This is a genomic window from Lutibacter sp. HS1-25, assembly GCF_004121075.1.
Classification (GTDB): Bacteria; Bacteroidota; Bacteroidia; order Flavobacteriales; family Flavobacteriaceae; genus Lutibacter.
Window position 1 is genome coordinate 1 of sequence record NZ_RHLN01000159.1, and the last position, 18,036, is coordinate 18,036.

General features: G+C 33.2%; 18 protein-coding genes. 7 read left to right on the forward strand and 11 right to left on the reverse strand.

Going from position 1 to position 18,036, the window contains the following annotated elements:
- Positions 1–296 (forward strand): FAD:protein FMN transferase (locus tag EC396_RS16090; RefSeq protein WP_164975334.1); only part of this gene is annotated, 296 nt, incomplete at its 5' end.
- Here the strand turns inward: EC396_RS16090 and EC396_RS16095 are convergent.
- Entirely contained in the window at positions 289–1,050 is a 762-nt protein-coding gene (locus tag EC396_RS16095) for a class I SAM-dependent methyltransferase (RefSeq protein ID WP_129364908.1), read from the reverse strand. The genes EC396_RS16090 and EC396_RS16095 overlap by 8 nt on opposite strands.
- Before the next feature lie 6 nt (positions 1,051–1,056).
- Positions 1,057–1,860, reverse strand: a complete 804-nt coding sequence (gene map / locus EC396_RS16100; protein ID WP_129367883.1) for a type I methionyl aminopeptidase — start codon at positions 1,858–1,860, stop codon at positions 1,057–1,059.
- A gap of 313 nt (positions 1,861–2,173) precedes the next feature.
- Between map and EC396_RS16105 the strand changes: the two genes are divergently transcribed.
- Together EC396_RS16105 and EC396_RS16110 are read left to right on the forward strand one after the other, a co-directional pair.
- Positions 2,174–3,445: an acetyl-CoA hydrolase/transferase family protein gene (locus EC396_RS16105; RefSeq protein ID WP_129367884.1), complete on the forward strand. Its 1,272-nt coding sequence runs from the start codon at positions 2,174–2,176 to the stop codon at positions 3,443–3,445.
- 126 nt (positions 3,446–3,571) lie between these two features.
- Positions 3,572–4,273, forward strand: a complete 702-nt coding sequence (locus tag EC396_RS16110; protein WP_129367885.1) for a sulfite exporter TauE/SafE family protein — start codon at positions 3,572–3,574, stop codon at positions 4,271–4,273.
- Positions 4,274–4,287: 14 nt separating this feature from the next.
- Here EC396_RS16110 and hypE read toward each other — a convergent pair whose 3' ends face one another.
- From hypE to EC396_RS16145, 7 genes are all read right to left on the reverse strand, one after another.
- On the reverse strand, positions 4,288–5,313 hold the full coding sequence (gene hypE / locus EC396_RS16115) for a hydrogenase expression/formation protein HypE (protein ID WP_129367886.1): 1,026 nt from the start codon (positions 5,311–5,313) through the stop codon (positions 4,288–4,290).
- A 1-nt stretch (position 5,314) separates the two neighbouring features.
- A complete protein-coding gene (gene hypD / locus EC396_RS16120) occupies positions 5,315–6,406 on the reverse strand; it encodes a hydrogenase formation protein HypD (protein ID WP_129367887.1) in 1,092 nt (363 codons plus the stop codon).
- Positions 6,407–6,435: 29 nt separating this feature from the next.
- Positions 6,436–8,685: a carbamoyltransferase HypF gene (hypF, locus tag EC396_RS16125; RefSeq protein ID WP_129367888.1), complete on the reverse strand. Its 2,250-nt coding sequence runs from the start codon at positions 8,683–8,685 to the stop codon at positions 6,436–6,438.
- A 31-nt stretch (positions 8,686–8,716) separates the two neighbouring features.
- The gene (locus EC396_RS16130) at positions 8,717–9,244 is read right to left on the reverse strand and encodes a hydrogenase maturation protease (RefSeq protein ID WP_129367889.1); all 528 of its coding nucleotides are present in this window, start codon (positions 9,242–9,244) and stop codon (positions 8,717–8,719) included.
- An 81-nt stretch (positions 9,245–9,325) separates the two neighbouring features.
- Positions 9,326–10,048 (reverse strand): Ni/Fe-hydrogenase, b-type cytochrome subunit, encoded by a 723-nt coding sequence (cybH, locus tag EC396_RS16135; protein WP_205757980.1) that lies wholly within the window; start codon positions 10,046–10,048, stop codon positions 9,326–9,328.
- 10 nt (positions 10,049–10,058) lie between these two features.
- On the reverse strand, positions 10,059–11,789 hold the full coding sequence (locus EC396_RS16140) for a nickel-dependent hydrogenase large subunit (RefSeq protein WP_129367891.1): 1,731 nt from the start codon (positions 11,787–11,789) through the stop codon (positions 10,059–10,061).
- 11 nt (positions 11,790–11,800) lie between these two features.
- Positions 11,801–12,925, reverse strand: a complete 1,125-nt coding sequence (locus EC396_RS16145) for a hydrogenase small subunit (protein WP_129367892.1) — start codon at positions 12,923–12,925, stop codon at positions 11,801–11,803.
- A gap of 241 nt (positions 12,926–13,166) precedes the next feature.
- On the opposite strand from EC396_RS16145, the gene EC396_RS16150 reads away from it, so the two are divergent.
- The 4 genes from EC396_RS16150 (at position 13,167) to EC396_RS16165 (ending at position 15,453) form a co-directional block, all read left to right on the forward strand.
- Positions 13,167–13,508 carry a hydrogenase maturation nickel metallochaperone HypA gene (locus EC396_RS16150; RefSeq protein WP_129367893.1) on the forward strand — a complete coding sequence of 114 codons (342 nt, stop codon included), beginning with the start codon at positions 13,167–13,169 and terminating at the stop codon, positions 13,506–13,508.
- Positions 13,509–13,518: 10 nt separating this feature from the next.
- Positions 13,519–14,343: a hydrogenase nickel incorporation protein HypB gene (gene hypB, locus EC396_RS16155; protein ID WP_129367894.1), complete on the forward strand. Its 825-nt coding sequence runs from the start codon at positions 13,519–13,521 to the stop codon at positions 14,341–14,343.
- A 113-nt stretch (positions 14,344–14,456) separates the two neighbouring features.
- Entirely contained in the window at positions 14,457–14,717 is a 261-nt protein-coding gene (locus tag EC396_RS16160) for a HypC/HybG/HupF family hydrogenase formation chaperone (RefSeq protein WP_129367895.1), read from the forward strand.
- Positions 14,718–14,742: 25 nt separating this feature from the next.
- On the forward strand, positions 14,743–15,453 hold the full coding sequence (locus tag EC396_RS16165) for an SIMPL domain-containing protein (RefSeq protein ID WP_129367896.1): 711 nt from the start codon (positions 14,743–14,745) through the stop codon (positions 15,451–15,453).
- A gap of 77 nt (positions 15,454–15,530) precedes the next feature.
- On the opposite strand, the gene EC396_RS16170 is transcribed toward EC396_RS16165, so the two are convergent.
- Both EC396_RS16170 and gpmI read right to left on the reverse strand, forming a co-directional pair.
- On the reverse strand, positions 15,531–16,061 hold the full coding sequence (locus tag EC396_RS16170; protein WP_129367897.1) for a thioredoxin family protein: 531 nt from the start codon (positions 16,059–16,061) through the stop codon (positions 15,531–15,533).
- Between the two features lie 129 nt (positions 16,062–16,190).
- Positions 16,191–17,708: a 2,3-bisphosphoglycerate-independent phosphoglycerate mutase gene (gene gpmI, locus EC396_RS16175; protein ID WP_129367898.1), complete on the reverse strand. Its 1,518-nt coding sequence runs from the start codon at positions 17,706–17,708 to the stop codon at positions 16,191–16,193.
- Between the last annotated feature and the right edge of the window lie 328 nt (positions 17,709–18,036).

Consider the following 18,036-nt stretch of genomic DNA (forward strand, 5'->3'; position numbering starts at 1 on the left):
CTTCAGGCAATTATAGAAAATACAGAACCACAGCCGATGGTAAAAAATATGTACATACCATCAATACCAAAACAGGTTATGCCTCTGAAAGTAATTTGTTAAGTGCTTCGGTAATTGCAAAATCTGATTGTGCCGATGTTGACGGTTATGCAACAGCTTGTATGGCTATGGGCTTAGAAAAAACATTGCAGTTTTTAAAAAATCACCCAGAATTAAAAGTATTTTTAATTTATGTTGATGAAAATGATGAAATGAAAACCTATACTTCGCCTCATTTAAAAATGCAGGCTATTTAGTGCAAACAGGTAAAATTTCACCTTTAACCAAACAGTATTTTTCAACCAAATCTGTTGAAAGTGTTTTAGAGTAATCAACTTCATTTACATTAAATCCAACAGCGCGTAAACGGTCAAAATAATCTTTTCCGTATACGCGAACGTGATCGTATTGCCCAAAATGTTTTTTGCGCTCTTCTTTAGATGTAATTGTAAAATCTTCGTAAGTTTTGTCTAAACTCAAATCCTGCGGAATTTGAAATATGCCCATTCCGCCAGGTTTTAAAACACGATACAATTCGCTCATCGCTTTTTTATCATCTTCAATATGTTCTAAAACATGGTTGCAAAAAACAATGTCAAAAGTATTTTCTTCAAAAGGCAAATCGCAAATGTCAGCTTTTACATCTGCAATTGGAGAATACAAATCGGCTGTAATATAATCTAAGTTTTGTTGCTGCTTAAACAATTTTAAAAAGCATTGTTCTGGTGCCATATGCAGCACTTTTTTTGAAGCTGTAAAAAAATCGGTTTCATTTTTTAAATACAACCAAATTAACCTATGGCGTTCTAATGATAGTGTGCTGGGCGACAAAACATTTGGGCGTTGTTCGCCATAACCATAAGGTAAAAACTTTTTAAAACTTTTACCATCAATAGGATCTGTATAGGTATTTCCTTTTAAATAAAATGAAATTACAGGACGCACCCAATAACTCATTTTAATAAGTAAAGGTCTTGGTATGGTGTTTAAAACAGTTTTAAAAATTGGCATTAAAATCTATTGTCTAAATTCGTCTTCTTCAGTACTTTCAATTCCTAAAGCTTCATAAATATATTTAAAAGTAGACAGCAATTCAGGTTTTCCGTTAACAATGGCAACATCGTGTTCAAAATGAGCACTTGGTTTTCCATCTTTTGTTAAAATGGTCCAGCCATCTTTTAGTTGATTTATCTGGTGAGTTCCTAAATTTACCATAGGTTCAATTGCAACAACCATTCCTTCAACAAATTTTTTCCCTCTTCCTCTTTGGCCGTAGTTTGGCATTTCAGGATCTTCGTGCATTGTTTTTCCCAATCCGTGTCCAACCAATTCGCGTACAATTCCGTAACCGTGTTTTTCACAGTAATTTTGTATGGCATATCCTACATCTCCAACGCGGTTTCCAGCTTTAAATTCACGAATGCCTTCGTACAAACTTTCTTTGGTAATTTGCAGTAATTTTTTTGTTTCAGGGTCAACTTCACCAACTTCAAAAGTATAAGCGTGGTCACCGTAAAAACCATTTTTTAAAGCACCACAATCAATAGAAATAATGTCACCTTCAACCAATGGTTCTTTGTTTGGTATTCCATGAACAACTTGCGCATTCGGACTCATACACAAAGTATTTGGAAAGTCGTACAATCCTAAAAACCCAGGAATAGCACCTTGTTCTCTAATAAAATCTTCAGCTAATTTGTCTAAATACAAAGTAGAAACACCTGGTTTTACTTCTTTAGCCAACATTCCCAATGTTTTTGATACAATTAAAGCACTTTCGCGCATCAATTCAATTTCTTCGTTGGTTTTAATCTTAATCATTCCTTCTAAAAATTTGTTTTGCAAAGTTACTTTAAAAAATAGAAATAAATGCCAATTCTCAATTACGAATTAACAATTACAATTTTACTAATTTTTTGGGCGTTCCCTAACGGTCGTGCTTTCCGCTATATCTTTTTTACAATTCCACTGCGTTGCATTGTAAAAAAGGATGCCGCTGCAATCACTAACGCATTTTTAATAAGTAATAAAAAATGAATATAATGTAAAAAATAGCTTTTAAATATATCGTAAATTATCAAATAATTATTAAATTTACTATATAAATATTTTTACTTTAAAAAATACGAATATTATGTACAAAGCAATAACCGCCCAAGAGGCTGTAAAAATAATAAAATCTAACGATAGAGTTTATATTCAGGCAGCTGCTGCAGCTCCACAAGCATTGATGAACGCCATGTCTGATAGACATGAAGAATTAAGAGGTGTTGAGGTTTGTCACTTGCATGTTGAAGGTGTTGTAAAATATGCCGATCCAAAATACAAAGACAGTTTTCACGTAAATTCGCTGTTTCTTGGTAAAAATGTGCGTCATACCTTAAAAGCAGGTAACGGATCTTATACACCCGTTTTTTTAAGTGAAGTCCCAAATTTATTTAAACGCAATGTATTGCCTGTAGATGTTGCTTTGATTCAGGTTTCTACACCCGATAAACATGGGTATTGTTCTTTAGGGGTTTCTGTTGAAGCCATTTTATCGGTTATTGAAAATGCAAAACATGTAATTGCGCAAATAAATGATCAAATGCCAAGAGTTCATGGCGAAGGATTAATTCATCTCTCTGAACTCAATACTTTTGTAGAATGCAGTGAACCAATTCACGAATTTGCAATAGCTAAACCTACCGAAATTGAAAGTAAAATTGGCGATAATGTTGCACAATTAATTGACGATAGAAGTACTTTGCAAATGGGTATTGGTTCTATACCAAATGCAGTTTTGTCTCGCTTGGGAAATCACAAAGATTTAGGTTTGCATACCGAAATGTTTTCTGATGGTGTGATTGATTTAATTTTAAAAGACGTAATTAATGGCAACCACAAAGGTATTAACGCAGGTAGGGCTTTAACTACCTTTTTGGGTGGTTCAAAACGTTTATACGATTATGTAGACGACAATCCGTTTATCGAAATGCGTTCTTGCGATTATACCAACAATGTTGCAAATATTAGACAAAATCCTAAAATGGTGGCTATAAATTCTGCCATTCAAGTTGATTTAACTGGGCAGGTTTGTGCCGATTCTATTGGTGCAAATATGTTTTCGGGCGTTGGTGGTCAAATGGATTTTATAAGAGGTGCCAGTTTAAGTGAAGGCGGAAAAGCAATTATTGCATTGCCTTCACAAACAAATAAGGGTATTAGCCGCATTGTACCATTTTTAAATAAAGGTGCGGGTGTTGTAACAACAAGAGCTCATGTGCAATATGTGGTTACGGAATATGGCGTAGCAGATTTGTACGGAAAAACAATCAACCAACGTGTAAAAGCATTGGTTAATATTGCGCATCCAGATCACAGAGAAGCCATTGACAAAGCTTATTTTGAAGAAACCATGAAATAAATAAAATTCAAGATACATAACAAAGCCAGTATTTCAAGTTTGAAAATACTGGCTTTATATTTTTAACATATTTAGTATAGCATAACAGAATAAATTGTAAATTTATATGTTAAATTTTAAAAAATCATGGAGTTAACTTTTCCTTTGTTTGCTGGTGTTATTGCAGCAATACTTCATGTAATATCTGGCCCAGATCATTTAGCAGCTGTTACTCCATTTGCCATTGAAAGTAAAAGGAAAGCCTGGAAAGTTGGCTTGTTTTGGGGTGTCGGACATTTATTAGGAATGTTGTCTATTGGTGTTTTATTTTTACTTTTTAAAGAATTGATTCCCATTGAAGAAATTTCTTCACATAGCGAAAAATTTGTTGGCGTAATTTTAATTGTTTTAGCCATATGGATTTTCTTCAAAATTTTTAAAGAAGAAAAAAAGCACAAACACATTCACGTGCACAGTCAAAATAACCCAATAATTCACAAACATACCCACGTTCATACCACTGAAAAATTACACAATCACAGTCATCCAAACTTAAAACAAGGTAACATAGCCTCTTTGTCGTTTGGATTTGTTCACGGATTGGCTGGTATTGCACATTTCTTGTTGTTTTTACCCGTTATTGGATTTACTTCAAATTTAGCGTCTGTACAATATATTATTGGTTTTGCTATTGGTACTTTAATTGCAATGATTTCATTTGCCGTGGTTGTTGGTGAAGTTGCGTCCTATTCAAAGCAAGATCACCATAAAAATTTTTTTAAAGGCATTCGTATGGCAAGTGGTTTATTTGCTTTTGTGATTGGAGTTTATTGGGTGGTTGCTAATTAGTTGAATTTTTTATTTTAGCAAATTCGAGGTAATTGTTCTCCAACCAACGGACTCACAATTCGTTTCCCGCCAATCAAACTTTGCATGACCACTTTATTGGGATGTTCGTTTGTTATTTCTCCAACAATAGCAGCATTTTTTCCTTTTTTATGATTTCTCATCAATGCCAAAACTTCATTTTCAATACTAGGATCTACAATTGCTAAAAACACGCCTTCATTGGCAACATACATAGGGTCTAATCCTAACATTTCACAGGCAGCAGCTACTTGTTTTTCTAACGGAATATCAATTTCTTTTAAAAATACCCCTTTTGAAATGTCGTTGGCAATTTCATGTAAAACAGTTCCTAATCCACCTCGTGTAGGATCTCTAAATAACTTTATTTTATCGCCAAAGGCATCCAATAAATCTTGAACTAAAAAGTTTAAATTGGTCGAATCACTTTCTATAGTCGATTCAAATTCCAAACCTTCACGCTCGCTCATAATGGCCAGTCCGTGTTGTGCAATAAAACCGTTTACCAATATTTTATCTCCTGATTTTATATTTTGAACCGAAATATTCGCTTTTGGATGCACTTCGCCAAAACCTGTAGTATTGATAAAAATTTTATCTCCTTTTCCTCTTTCAACCACTTTGGTGTCACCAGTTATTATAAGTACGCCACTTTCATCTGCAGCTTTTTTTATAGATGCTACAATTTTTAGAAATTCTGAAACTTGTAAACCTTCTTCAATAATAAATGCCAATGATATATATTTTGGAATGGCACCGCACATTGCAACGTCGTTTACAGTTCCGTGAATTGCCAATTCTCCAATATTTCCACCTTTAAAAAAAATGGGTGTAATCACAAAACTATCGGTTGAAATAGCCATTTTACCATCAATTTTTACAATTGCTCCATCATGTTTTTGATCTAAAAACGGATTGCTAAATGTTTTGAAAATTATTTTATCCAATAAATTCCGTGTCAATTCTCCGCCACTTCCGTGTCCTAAATTAATGGTTTCAAATCCTAAATTTTCTATATTCATGTCAATTTATGGTGTTTGTTGAAAAATGATAATACGCAGCACAAGCTCCTTCCGAAGAAACCATTGGAGCGCCCAACGGATTGGCGGGTTTACATGTTTTTCCAAATTCGCTACAATCGTGGGGTTTTTTAATACCTCTTAAAATTTCTCCAGCAATGCAACTGGCATTTTCAGGGACTTTTATATTGCAGATGTTGAATTTAGTTTCGGCATCGTATTTTTTATAAGCTTCTTTAATTACGTAACCACTATTTGGAATTTCACCAATGCCACGCCATTCTCTGTTGCCAATTTCAAACACTTTGTTAATAACGTCAATGGCTGCTTTATTGCCTTCATTCTTTACAATTCGCGAGTATTGATTTTCTAATTTGTATTGTCCGTCTTCCAATTGTTTTACAGCCATGTAAATACCTTGCACCAAATCTAAAGGTTCAAAACCTGTAACCACAATCGGAATTTTAAACTTCTCAACAAGCGGATAATATTCCTGAATTCCCATAATGGCACACACATGACCAGCGGCTAAAAAACCATCAATAGTGCAAAATTCATCATCTAAAATAGCTTCCATTGCAGGCGGTACCAAAACGTGTGATGCTAAAATTGTATAATTCAAAATTCCTTCTTTTTCGGCATGTAAAACAGATAAAGCATTGGCAGGAGCAGTAGTTTCAAAACCAACTGCAAAAAAAACAACTTCCTTATCTGGATTTTCTTTTGCTATGGAAACGGCTTCAGTGGGCGAATATAAAATACGTAAATCGCCACCCAAAGCTTTGGCTTCGAGCAAACTTTTTTTACTGCCTGGCACACGAATCATATCGCCAAATGAACATACAATTACACCTTGTTCTAACAGTTCAATGGCTTTGTCTATCAAGTTTAAAGGTGTTACGCAAACGGGACAACCAGGACCGTGAATCATACGAATCTTTTCGGGCAACAATTCTAAAATACCATTTTTAACCAAGCTATGTGTTTGTCCGCCACAAATTTCCATAATGTTCCATTCACGTGTTGTTATTTTGTGAATTTCATCCAATATTTTTTTGGTGGCTTCCAAATTTCTATATTCACTTAAGTATTTCATTTTTTAAGGCTGTTGGTAATTCGTAATTTTCAATTCGTAATTTTTAAGTAATACATCATTTGTCCGAACGAAATATTTTCATCGTTGGGCGATAAATCTTTATGAAAATACAATTTTATTTCTTTAGGTGCTAATTCAATCAACATATCAACCAAAGTTGTATTTTGAAAAACACCGCCACTAAATGCAATGTATTTGTATTGTTTGTTTTTAGCATATTTTAATATATAATTTGCCAAAGTGAATAAGAAATTTGCAATAATATTTTTGGTTGAAATTCCTTTTTGAAGGTCTTTATAAATATTTTGAATAATATCGTGTGCCGAAAAATTTTCAAAAGTTACATAATTTTTACAGACAGATAAGTCGTAATTTTCAATCCAATTTTCTAATAAAATAGCAGCTTCGCCTTCGTATGAATTAAAATCTGAAATATTTAATAAGGAAGCCACCGTATCAAACAATCTGCCAACCGATGAAGTTTTTAACTGGTTAATTTTCTTTAAAGACTGGTAAGTTTTTAATTCGTTTGAAGTAAATTTTTCGGCTAAAATTTCAGTCATTTCTGCTGAAGCCAAAGACAACAATGACAAGCGTGGTTCTTTTGCCATTTTATCGCCCAAAAGCCAGTCAAAATATGCTAAATGATTGATTCTTTCAATAGTATTAGCTTCATAATTAAAAAATTCTCCTCCCCAAATTTGCGCATCATCGCCATAACCTGTACCATCAAAAATAACGCCTAAAACTTTTTCTTTAAACAAATTGTGTTCGCCTAAAATTGCAGTAAAATGTGCTTTATGATGTTGAATTTCTACAGTTTTTGAATTTGTTTTTTTTGCCAATTCTTTTCCAAATTTTGAACTGTGATACAGTGGGTGTTTGTCTGTTAAAACAATTTCTGGCTCTTGTTCAAAAAGGTTGATAAACGAATTTATTTCCGCAGTAAATCGATTGTAAACATCAAAATTTTCTAAATTTCCTAAATACTGACTTACGTACAAATGGTTGTTTGGATAAAAGGCAATGCTACTTTTTAAATCGGCTCCCATCGCCATTATTTTTTTATCTGATTGCATAGAAATGTTTAGATAATTTGGCGCAAAACCTCTGGATCTTCTAAACAATATTTTTTGCTGAAACTTTTTACTGAATTTTACAACCGAATCATCTTGTGGATGTTCAATTTTTAAATTGTGTTGTAAAAGATAATCGGCTACATTTCCCAATTTTTCAAATGCTTCATCATTTTCACTAATAATTGGTGAACCGTGAATATTTCCGCTGGTTGCAACAATGGGAAAACTTAATTCATTTGCCAACAATTGTAAAATACCAGTGTAAGGTAACATTGCCCCAAGTTGATTTAAGTTTGGAGCAATTGTATTTAAAGCTAAATTTCCATTGTAGTTTTTTGATGAAATTATAGTAATTGGACTTTCGGTTGAAGTAAGCAATTCAATTTCTTTTTCGCTAATTTCAACTTCTTTTTGAAGTTTTTTTAACGACGGAAATAATACCGCAAAAGGTTTGTTGGGTCTATTTTTTTGAACTCTTAATTTTTGTACCACCGTTTCATTTTCGGCATTGCAACAAAGTAAATAGCCACTGGTGTTTTTAATGGCTATAATGTTTCCTTTTGAAAGTAATTCAGCAATTTTTTTAAATAAATTTTTGCCTGTAGTTTCAATAGTTTTTCCATCAGAATTGATTAAAAATAGATCGATTCCACAGCTTGAACAAGTATTTGTTTGTGAATGAAATCTTCTGTTTTTAGGATTTGTATATTCTTTATTGCAAGTTTCGCACATTTCAAATTTATCCAAACTTGTGTGGTTTCTTTCAAAAGAAAATGTTTTTGTAATAGCCCAACGTGGCCCGCAATTTACGCAAGTTGTGAATGGGTAATTGAATCGTCTGTTTTTGGAATTTTCCAACTCTTTTTTACAATCTTCACAAAGCGCAAAATCTGGCGTTAAAGGTAAATTTAATTGTCCGTTTTTATTTGAAGAAACAATTTGAAAATCTTCAAAAAATAAGGAATCAATTTCAGTAATTGAACTGTTTTGAATTATTGAAACTGGCGGTGGAAAATGAATTAATTTGCGATAAAAAGATTTAATATTTTCAGTATCACCTTGCGCAAAAATAAGTACCCCTTTTTCATTGTTTGAAACCGTTCCGTTTAATTTAAAAGCTGTGGCTAAACCATAAACGTAAGGGCGAAAACCAACACCTTGTACTTGTCCGGAAACTGTAATTTTATAGGTTTTTAACATTCAATTTATAGTTTTGCAAAGCTCTATAAATTTACACTTTTTTTAGTTGAAGCGCTTCTGAATGTTTTAAAATCTGATCAATAACTTTAGGAATAGCAGCTTGTACATTTTGGTTTAATGCTATGGTCATTGGATTTATTTCTTTTATTGAAATCGTAAATAAGTGAATGTCTGGAATATGATCCATTAAATAAACCGCTTCAATCATATCTTTTAAACCCACATCATGAACACTTAATGCTGAAGGAAAATCGGAAGCAAATTTTGGTCTAATTAATGAAATAGTACCTTCAGGTTTTCCGTCCATAGTAGCATCAATAAAAATAATGGTTTTATAGGCTTCAAAGCAGTTTAATAATAAAAATCCGCCAGTGCCACCATCTAAAATGTCAAGGTAATTTGGCAATTCAATTTTACTCATTTCCTGAATAATGTGCACGCCAATACCTTCGTCTCCCATTAAATAATTTCCAACACCCATTACCAAAATACTGTTGGATTTGTCTTTTTCAAAAAAATAAGAATCGCTGCTAATGGCTACCGGAGTTCTTTCGTTCATAGGTTTTTAATTTTTAAAAAGTAAATTCATTTTATACGAAGGTGGGGAAAAATGAATTTACTTTTATCATTGGGCAAATTGTTATTTTTTACTTTCTGATGGAATTTCTTCGTGGTGTTTTATTCTGTCTTCTCGTACAAATTTAAAGCCTCCAATCATAGATGAAACTTCTCCTCGGCCATCTAGCCAATCGTGATAAAATACCAAATAAATATGGACTAAACTGAAAAAAATAAAGGTCCACATGGTAATATGATGAATGGTTCTAACTATAAAATCACCTCCAAACAATGGTATTACCCACGAAAATAATTTAGGTAACCACCAACTAGAAGTGTCGGCATAAAGTGCAAAGCCAGTAGCTATTTGTACAAAGGCAAGAAAAAACATAATTATATATGATAAAGTAGCAACACTATTGTGTCCAATACTAATGTCTTTTACATTTGGATGGTCTTCATTAAATAACATTAAATCTATTTTTACAACGTGCCAAAAGTTGTTCCAATTTTTTTTGCTGAAAGGCCAAAATGCACGCCAACTGGCAAATTGATTCCCAACAAACGACCAATATATTCTTAAAATCATGTTGAATAAAAATAGATAAGCTGTTGCAAAATGAATAAAACGTACAATTCCAAACGAATGTAAATTGGTTGCTTCGGCATTTGATAACAAAGCTGGAGGGTTGGCAATTAAGAATCCTGTGATCGAAAGTACAATAATGCATAATACATTTATCCAGTGAAAAATCCGCACTGGCAATTCCCAAACCATCACCCTTATAAATTTTTTAGCTTCCATAATTTATGATTTAACTTTCACAACTGGCAATATTTTGAACTTGTGAAATATGATTTCCATGTTCATCATATAAATGCACGGCACAAGCAATGCAAGGGTCAAAAGAATGGATGGTTCTAATAATTTCCAAAGGCAGTTCAGGATCGGCAACTGGCGTTCCTATTAGGCAAGATTCATAGGCTGAACGTTGTCCTTTTGGATCACGAGGCGAAGCATTCCAAGTGCTTGGTACCACTTGTTGGTAATTTTCTGTTTTACCATCTTTTATTTTAATCCAATGTGCCAATGCACCACGTGGTGCTTCCATAAATCCAACTCCTTTAGCTTCAGATGGCCAAGTTGACGGTTCCCAGCTGTCCATATTCGCCATACGTTCGTCGCCATTTTTAATGTTATTCATTAAAGTATTGTAGAATTCTATGGTCCAATTAGCAACTAATTGTGTTTCAATTCCTCTGGCGGCTGTTCTTCCTAAAGTAGAAAATAAAGCATCAACAGGAACGTCTAAATGAGTTAAAGCTCCGTTAACCGCATCCTGAATTTCTTTGTTTCCACGGCCATAACCAACCAATAAACGCGCTAATGGTCCAACTTCCATAGGTAAACCTTTCCAGCGAGGTGTTTTTATAAAACTGTATTTTTCTTCAATATTTAAATAATCATATGGTGGTTTTGGGCCAACATATTTGATATTTGTTTCACCTTCCCAAGGATGTTTTCCTTTGTCATCACCATCAGAATAATTGTACCAAGAGTTGTTTACAAATTCTTCAATATCACCATTTCTATGGTCTACTTCGTGTATTTTTGATAAATCGCCATTTAAAATTACTCCTGAAGGGAATTTAAAACTAGATAAATCGGCATAACCATTGGTTGGAAAATCACCATAACTCATGTAGTTTCCAAATCCTTTACCAATTGCACCCCAATCTTTATAAAAAGATGCAATGGCTAATAGATCTGGAATATACACTTGTTCAATAAATTCTTTTCCTTCTTGCAACAATTTCCCTACATATGCCAATCTTTCGGCATTTAAACCACCTGCACCATCAGAATTGATAGCACAAGCCATACCGCCAACCAAATAATTTGGATGTGGATTTTTACCACCAAAAATGGTGTGAACTTTTACAATTTCTTTTTGCCAGTCTAAAGCTTCTAAATAATGGGCAACTGCCAATAAATTTACTTCTGCAGGCAATTTCATTTGAGGATGCCCCCAATAGCCATTGGCAAAAATGCCTAACTGTCCGCTTTCAACAAATTTTTGAATTCTTTTTTGAATGTCAGAAAAATAGCCTGGAGAACTTTTTGGCCATTTTGAAATACTTTGTGCCAAGGCTGAAGTTTGTTTTGGGTCAGCTTTTAAACAGTTTACAATATCAACCCAATCTAATGCGTGTAAATGATAAAAATGTACGGCGTGATCGTGCATATACAAGGCGCCTTCCATAATATTTCGCACCATTTCGGCATTAGGAGGTACTGCAATTCCTAAGGCATCTTCAACAGAACGTACTGATGCAAGTGCGTGAACAGTTGTGCAAACACCACAAGTTCTTTGAACAAATGCCCAAACATCTCTTGGATCGCGACCTTTTACAATTTGTTCAATACCTCTAACCATGGTGCTAGAGCTATAAGCATCAACTATAAATCCATCTTTTATTTCGGCTTCGATTCTTAAATGACCTTCAATTCTTGTAATTGGGTCAACTACTATTCTATTTGCCATTGTTATATGTTTTAAGACTCAATATTTTTTTCGTTATCCTTACCTCGGTTAATTCTGTCCATTAACTCTTTTCGTTTAGAGATGTTGGCAGCAACAGCGTGTACTGCAATTCCGCCGGCTAAAACACCTGCAGCTACTTTTCCAATAGTATCAGCATTAGATTCAACTGCAAAACCTGGCATTCGGGTAGTTCTTTCGTAAAAAGGTCCGTTATCCCAGAAATTTTCTTCGCTACAACCAATACATCCGTGACCAGATTGGATAGGGTAACTAACACCATTGTTCCATTTAATTGTTCCGCATGAATTGTAAGTCATAGGTCCTTTACAACCAACTTTGTATAAGCAGTAACCATTTTTAGCATTTTGGTCGTCAAAAGTTTCGGCAAATAAACCAGCATCATAATAAGGTCTTCTGTAGCAGCTGTCATGCACTCGTTTACCATAAAAAGCTTTTGGTCTGCCCAAACGATCTAATTTTGGCAAACGACCAAAGGCAACAACGTGCATAATAATGCCAGCCATAACTTCCCCAATTGGCGGACAGCCAGGGACTCTAATAATAGGTTTGTTTTTTACTATTTTATGAATAGGAGTTGCTTCGGTTGGATTTGGTTTTGCAGCTTGCACGCAACCATTTGAGGCGCAACTGCCCCAAGCAATAATAACTTTAGCGCCTTCAGCAGCTTCTAAAAACGATTCTTTGGCAGATTTGCCAGCAATGCAGCAGTAATTTCCATCATCACCTAAAGGTATTGAACCTTCAACACATAAAATGTATTCTCCATGATATTTTTTCATGGTTTCTTGTTTAGCTGCTTCAGCCTGATGTCCAGAGGCGGCCATTAATGTTAAAGTATAGTCTAATGAAATTCTATCTAAAATAATATCGGCCACAATAGGGTGGTTAGATCTGATAAAAGATTCGCTGCAACAAGTACATTCTTGGTAATGTTCCCAAATAACAGGCAATCTTGGTGTATTTTCCAATGATTGTGCTATTTGTCCAACCATAGAGTTTTCAAGTCCCATAAAAGCGGCCATATACGTTGAGAATTTCATAAAATCTCTTCGGCTATAACCATGTTTTATGATGCTTTCATAATAGGTTTTGCGTTTTTCATTATTGGTAGACATAAGTAAAGTTTTTAGTAATAAAAAATACTTGTTAATTGGAAATGCTTTTAGGTTAAAAAAGCACCTATCTAATTTACAACAAAATTTGATTCGAATAACGTTAATGGTCTAATTTAGAATGTTTTAAAATAAGACTTAATAATCTTTAACGTGTTATTGTAGTCGTCTTTTCTTTTCTATGTTAAAAAATGGATTTGCCTTTTAATTTTTGTATTTTTATAGGAAACTATTAATTGAACACATGCACGAACTTTCAATTGCATTGGGAATTGTTAAAATTGCTGAAGATGAAACCGCAAAAGCAAAAGCCAAAAAGGTTACAAAAATTGAATTGCAAGTTGGGGTTTTATCTGGCATTGAAATAGATTCTTTGAATTTTGTATGGGAATCTGCAGTAAAAAGTACGGTACTTGAAAATGCTGAAAAAGTGATTGATATAATTGAAGGAAAGGGTAAATGTGTAGATTGTGATACTGAATTTGAGATGGAAAATATATATGATTGCTGTCCTAACTGTGGAAGTAATTTTAAAGGTATTTTAAAAGGAAAAGAATTGAGTGTAAAAGCATTAGAAGTTATTTAAAATAAATATTATGTGTGGTACTTGCGGCTGTGGATCTGAAAATAACGGTCCCAAAATTTTAAAACCAGGTGAACATAAACATGTTCACGGCGATCATCATCACCATCAAGAGGGGCATGCTCATTCACATGCGACCCATCATCATCACGATGGCCATGTACATACTCACGATCATTCACACGATCATAAATCTAAGGTTTTAATTATTGAACAAGATATTTTGCAAAACAATCAGGTTTTGGCAGCAAGAAATCGTGGTTATTTTGAAGCTAAAAATATTTTTGCATTGAATTTAGTGAGTTCTCCTGGTTCAGGAAAAACAACTGTTTTAGAGCGAACATTGACAGATTTAAAAGATCAAATACCTTTTTATGTGATTGAAGGTGATCAGCAAACTATGAATGATGCGAATAAAATTGATGCTTTAAATGTGCCTGTAATTCAGATTAATACAGGTAAAGGTTGTCATTTAGAAAGCGATATGGTGTTTGAAGCTGTTAAGAAACTGGAAATGCAAAACAATGCTATTTTAATGATTGAAAATGTGGGTAATTTGGTTTGTCCGTCTATGTTTGATTTGGGTGAAAGTAAGCGAGTTGTAATAATTAGCACTACTGAAGGTGAAGATAAGCCTATAAAATACCCTGATATGTTTCATACTTCTGATATCTGTATTATTAACAAAATAGATTTATTGCCTTATGTAAATGTCAATGTTCAAAAACTAAAAGACTACGCTTTAAAAGTAAATCCGAAGTTGCAATTTTTTGAAGTTTCAGCAACAACAGGAGAAGGAATGCAAGCTTGGTATGATTGGTTGAAAATCCCATCCTAAATCCTTTCCAAAGAGAAGGACTTATTTATAAATGATATATAAAAGTTAAAAGTTAAAAGTTAAAAGTCAAAAGCCAAAGCCTTAGTCAAAATACAAACCAACAACCAAAAATTATGTGTTTATCAATTCCAGGAAAATTAATAGCCATTACTTCTCAATTAGATGAAACCTTTAGAGTAGGGAAAGTTTCGTTTGATGGTATTGTAAAAGAAGTGAGTTTAACTTTGGTTCCCGAAGCCAATATTGGAGATTACGTGTTGGTGCATGTAGGTGCTGCCATTTCAACCATTGATGAAGACGAGGCTAAAAAAACGTTTGATTTGTTAAAACAGTTGGATGAATTACACGAGTTAGACAATGAAAATAATTTGTAAATTTATCAATCAAAATTATTAAAATATGAAAAATATTGATTTTTTTAAAACCATCATATTAGCAATATCAATTGTAATTGCGGGTTACTTTATAGGTAATTTGTTAAAAAATGGTAAAGAATATGATAGGTCGGTTAACGTAAAGGGTTTGTCTGAAAAACAAGTTATGGCAGATCTGGCTGTTTGGCCAATTAATATTACGCTAGCAGGAAATGATTTGAAAGTTTTAAAAGATGAAATTGAAAAACAAAGTTTTGAGGTTAAAAATTTCTTTTTAAATCAGGGTTTTACTGAAGAAGAATTGACAATTGGCATTGTAAATATAAGCGACTCGCGCGCGCAATTATACAGTTCTGGAAATGAAAATAGGGAATTTAGGTATATTGCAAATGCAGATTTTACCATTAGAACAGCAGCTATTGAAAAACTTCAAAATGCTTTAGCTGAATCATTAAATCTTATTTCAAAAGGAATTTTAATTAGTTCAAAAAATTCTTGGCAACCTATACAGTATAGTTTTACTGGTTTAAATGCGCTAAAACCAGCAATGATTGAAGAAGCGACAAAAAACGCTCGAGAAGTGGCTGAAAAATTTGCCTTAGATTCAAACTCAAAAGTTAGTAAAATTAAATCTGCCAATCAAGGGTTGTTTACCATTAACGATTTAGATCAAAATACTTCTTATATTAAAATTGTTAGGGTGGTTTCAACAATAGAATATCAATTGCAAGACTAGAAAACAAGATGTTTTAAAATGTAACGGGTGATAAATTTGATAATTTATCACCCGTTTTTTATGCTTTAAAAATATTATTAATCTTGATAGGCATGTTTGTATGGTTTGCCGCTAACTATTGTTAAAATATCAGCTTCAATAGATGTAATTGGGTATTCAACAATTCGTCCGATTTCTTCACCATTTTTGAAAAAAATAAATGTAGGAACGTATTTAATGTCATAACCCTTTTGAAGGTTTTTTGGTGTTTTTTTATTTGTGTCAACCGCAACTAACGTTAAATTTTGAATGTTAAAATTGGCACTTTCAATTACTTTGTAAAAAACAGGTGTTTGAGATTGACTGTCGCCACACCAAGTGCCCATAAAAGCTTTGATGGTAATGTTATTTAGCAAAGGTTTTAGGCTGTCAATGGTTGCTTGGTCAACTTCATAAGCATTGTAATTAAACACAAACCATTCTGAAAAAGGTTCAGTAAGAAAAGCGTCTTTAGTGGCAATACCAACCAAGCTTCCATCTTTGTCAACAATTGCACTTGAATCTGTTTTTTGAGCTTTACAACCAATAGTTAAAATAATGAGTAAGCTTAAAATTGTATTTTTTACCATAATATTTTACTGAATGTTAAAAATGCCACACTTAGACAAGCTTAGTGTGGCATTTTATTGTGTTAATTTATAATTTTATGTGATTCTGAAATGTACTTTACAAGACTTCAGAATTACGAACGTAACAAATTAAATCAATGGAAAACGAGACATTGCTTCTGGTTGCTCAACACCCATTAATTTTAAAATAGTTGGAGCAATATCACCTAAAACACCATCTTTAATGGTTTTTAAATCTTTGTCAACTAAAATAAAAGGAACTGGGTTTGTTGTGTGTGCTGTGTGAGGAGATCCATCAGGATTCATCATTGTTTCACAGTTACCGTGATCGGCAATAACCAATACTGTATAATCATTTTCAACAGCAGTAGTTATAACATCTTTCACACATTCGTCAACAGCTTCACAAGCTTTAATAGCTGCTTCCATAACACCTGTATGTCCAACCATATCTCCGTTTGCAAAGTTTAAGCAAACAAAATCAACTTCACCTTTTTGTAATTCAGGAATAATTGCATCACGAATTTCAAAAGCACTCATTTCTGGTTGTAAATCGTATGTTGCCACTTTTGGAGACGGACATAACAATCTTTTTTCACCTTCAAATTCTTGCTCTCTTCCTCCTGAAAAGAAAAATGTTACGTGAGGATATTTCTCAGTTTCAGCAATTCTGATTTGTTTTTTACCAGCTTTTTCTAAAACTTCACCCAAAGTATCTACCAAATTGTCGGTATTGTAAATAACATTGATTCCTTTGTAAGTTTCGTCGTAATTTGTAATAGTTACATAGTGTAACGGAATGGTTTTCATTCCAAATTCAGGATAGTCTTGTTGTGTTAAAACCTCTGTTAATTCGCGACCTCTATCTGTTCTGTAGTTAAAGAAAATAACCACATCATCTTCTTTTATTGTAGCTTTAGGTTCGCCATTGGCATTGGTCATAATAATAGGCTTGATAAACTCATCAGTAATATCATTGTCATAATTATTTTTCAAGCTTTCAACAGCATTTGTAGATTTATCACCTACTGCGTTTACCATAGCGTCGTATGAAATTTTTACGCGTTCCCAACGTTTGTCGCGATCCATAGCAAAGTAACGGCCAGTAATAGAAGCAACTTCTCCAGTAGTTTTTGCCATATGCTCTTGAATATCATTGATAAAATATGCACCTGATTTTGGGTCACAATCTCTACCATCTGTAAATGCGTGTAAAAACACATTATCTACTTTGTTTTCAGCAGCAACATCTAACAAACCTTTTAAGTGATCAATATGAGAGTGAATACCTCCATTAGAAACCAAACCTAATAAATGTACATTTTTGTTGTTGTCTTTAGCGTAAGAAAGTGCGTTTAACAATACTTTTTCAGTACCTAAAGTTTTATTTTTAACAGCCATGTTAATACGAACCAAGTTTTGGTAAACAATTCTACCAGCACCTAAATTCATGTGACCTACTTCACTGTTTCCCATTTGTCCTTCTGGTAATCCAACATGTTCACCGTCAGTTCTTAAGCTAGCATTGGCGTATTTTGTATATAAACTATCGATGTATGAAGTTTTTGCATTGTAAATAGCTGAAACTTTAGGGTCTTGAGTAATTCCCCATCCATCTAATATCATTAAAATCACTTTTTTATTCATTGTAATCAGTTTTAATTTTTGATTGCCAAATATACAAAGTATTCGTGTTAAGCGCCTTATAATAAAGTATTAAATTCCTGTGAAAATTACTAAAACGATTGAGGTAATTGAGTTTTAAAGTTTGAAAGTCTAAAGTTTGAAAGTTTTTTTGCCAAAGTTCGCAGTTTCAGCTTATAGGCTATTGCTTATAACTTACAACTTACAGTTTAGTTGAGTTTTGAATAGCTCATAGTTAATGGTTTAAATTTAACAAATCGGTTAAATTTGTGTATTTTTTAAATAAAATGTTGTTTTTTTAAAATTAAAATTTACATTTGTGCTTTAAAAT

What these genes read in the sequence shown, in the direction of transcription:
- EC396_RS16095 (WP_129364908.1), bottom strand. Translation starts at nt 1,050, where the DNA reads ATGCCAATTTTTAAAACTGTTTTAAACACCATACCAAGACCTTTACTT.
- map (WP_129367883.1), bottom strand. Translation starts at nt 1,860, where the DNA reads ATGATTAAGATTAAAACCAACGAAGAAATTGAATTGATGCGCGAAAGT.
- EC396_RS16105 (WP_129367884.1), top strand. Translation starts at nt 2,174, where the DNA reads ATGTACAAAGCAATAACCGCCCAAGAGGCTGTAAAAATAATAAAATCT.
- EC396_RS16110 (WP_129367885.1), top strand. Translation starts at nt 3,572, where the DNA reads ATGGAGTTAACTTTTCCTTTGTTTGCTGGTGTTATTGCAGCAATACTT.
- hypE (WP_129367886.1), bottom strand. Translation starts at nt 5,313, where the DNA reads ATGAATATAGAAAATTTAGGATTTGAAACCATTAATTTAGGACACGGA.
- hypD (WP_129367887.1), bottom strand. Translation starts at nt 6,406, where the DNA reads ATGAAATACTTAAGTGAATATAGAAATTTGGAAGCCACCAAAAAAATA.
- hypF (WP_129367888.1), bottom strand. Translation starts at nt 8,685, where the DNA reads ATGTTAAAAACCTATAAAATTACAGTTTCCGGACAAGTACAAGGTGTT.
- EC396_RS16130 (WP_129367889.1), bottom strand. Translation starts at nt 9,244, where the DNA reads ATGAACGAAAGAACTCCGGTAGCCATTAGCAGCGATTCTTATTTTTTT.
- cybH (WP_205757980.1), bottom strand. Translation starts at nt 10,048, where the DNA reads ATGGAAGCTAAAAAATTTATAAGGGTGATGGTTTGGGAATTGCCAGTG.
- EC396_RS16140 (WP_129367891.1), bottom strand. Translation starts at nt 11,789, where the DNA reads ATGGCAAATAGAATAGTAGTTGACCCAATTACAAGAATTGAAGGTCAT.
- EC396_RS16145 (WP_129367892.1), bottom strand. Translation starts at nt 12,925, where the DNA reads ATGTCTACCAATAATGAAAAACGCAAAACCTATTATGAAAGCATCATA.
- EC396_RS16150 (WP_129367893.1), top strand. Translation starts at nt 13,167, where the DNA reads ATGCACGAACTTTCAATTGCATTGGGAATTGTTAAAATTGCTGAAGAT.
- hypB (WP_129367894.1), top strand. Translation starts at nt 13,519, where the DNA reads ATGTGTGGTACTTGCGGCTGTGGATCTGAAAATAACGGTCCCAAAATT.
- EC396_RS16160 (WP_129367895.1), top strand. Translation starts at nt 14,457, where the DNA reads ATGTGTTTATCAATTCCAGGAAAATTAATAGCCATTACTTCTCAATTA.
- EC396_RS16165 (WP_129367896.1), top strand. Translation starts at nt 14,743, where the DNA reads ATGAAAAATATTGATTTTTTTAAAACCATCATATTAGCAATATCAATT.
- EC396_RS16170 (WP_129367897.1), bottom strand. Translation starts at nt 16,061, where the DNA reads ATGGTAAAAAATACAATTTTAAGCTTACTCATTATTTTAACTATTGGT.
- gpmI (WP_129367898.1), bottom strand. Translation starts at nt 17,708, where the DNA reads ATGAATAAAAAAGTGATTTTAATGATATTAGATGGATGGGGAATTACT.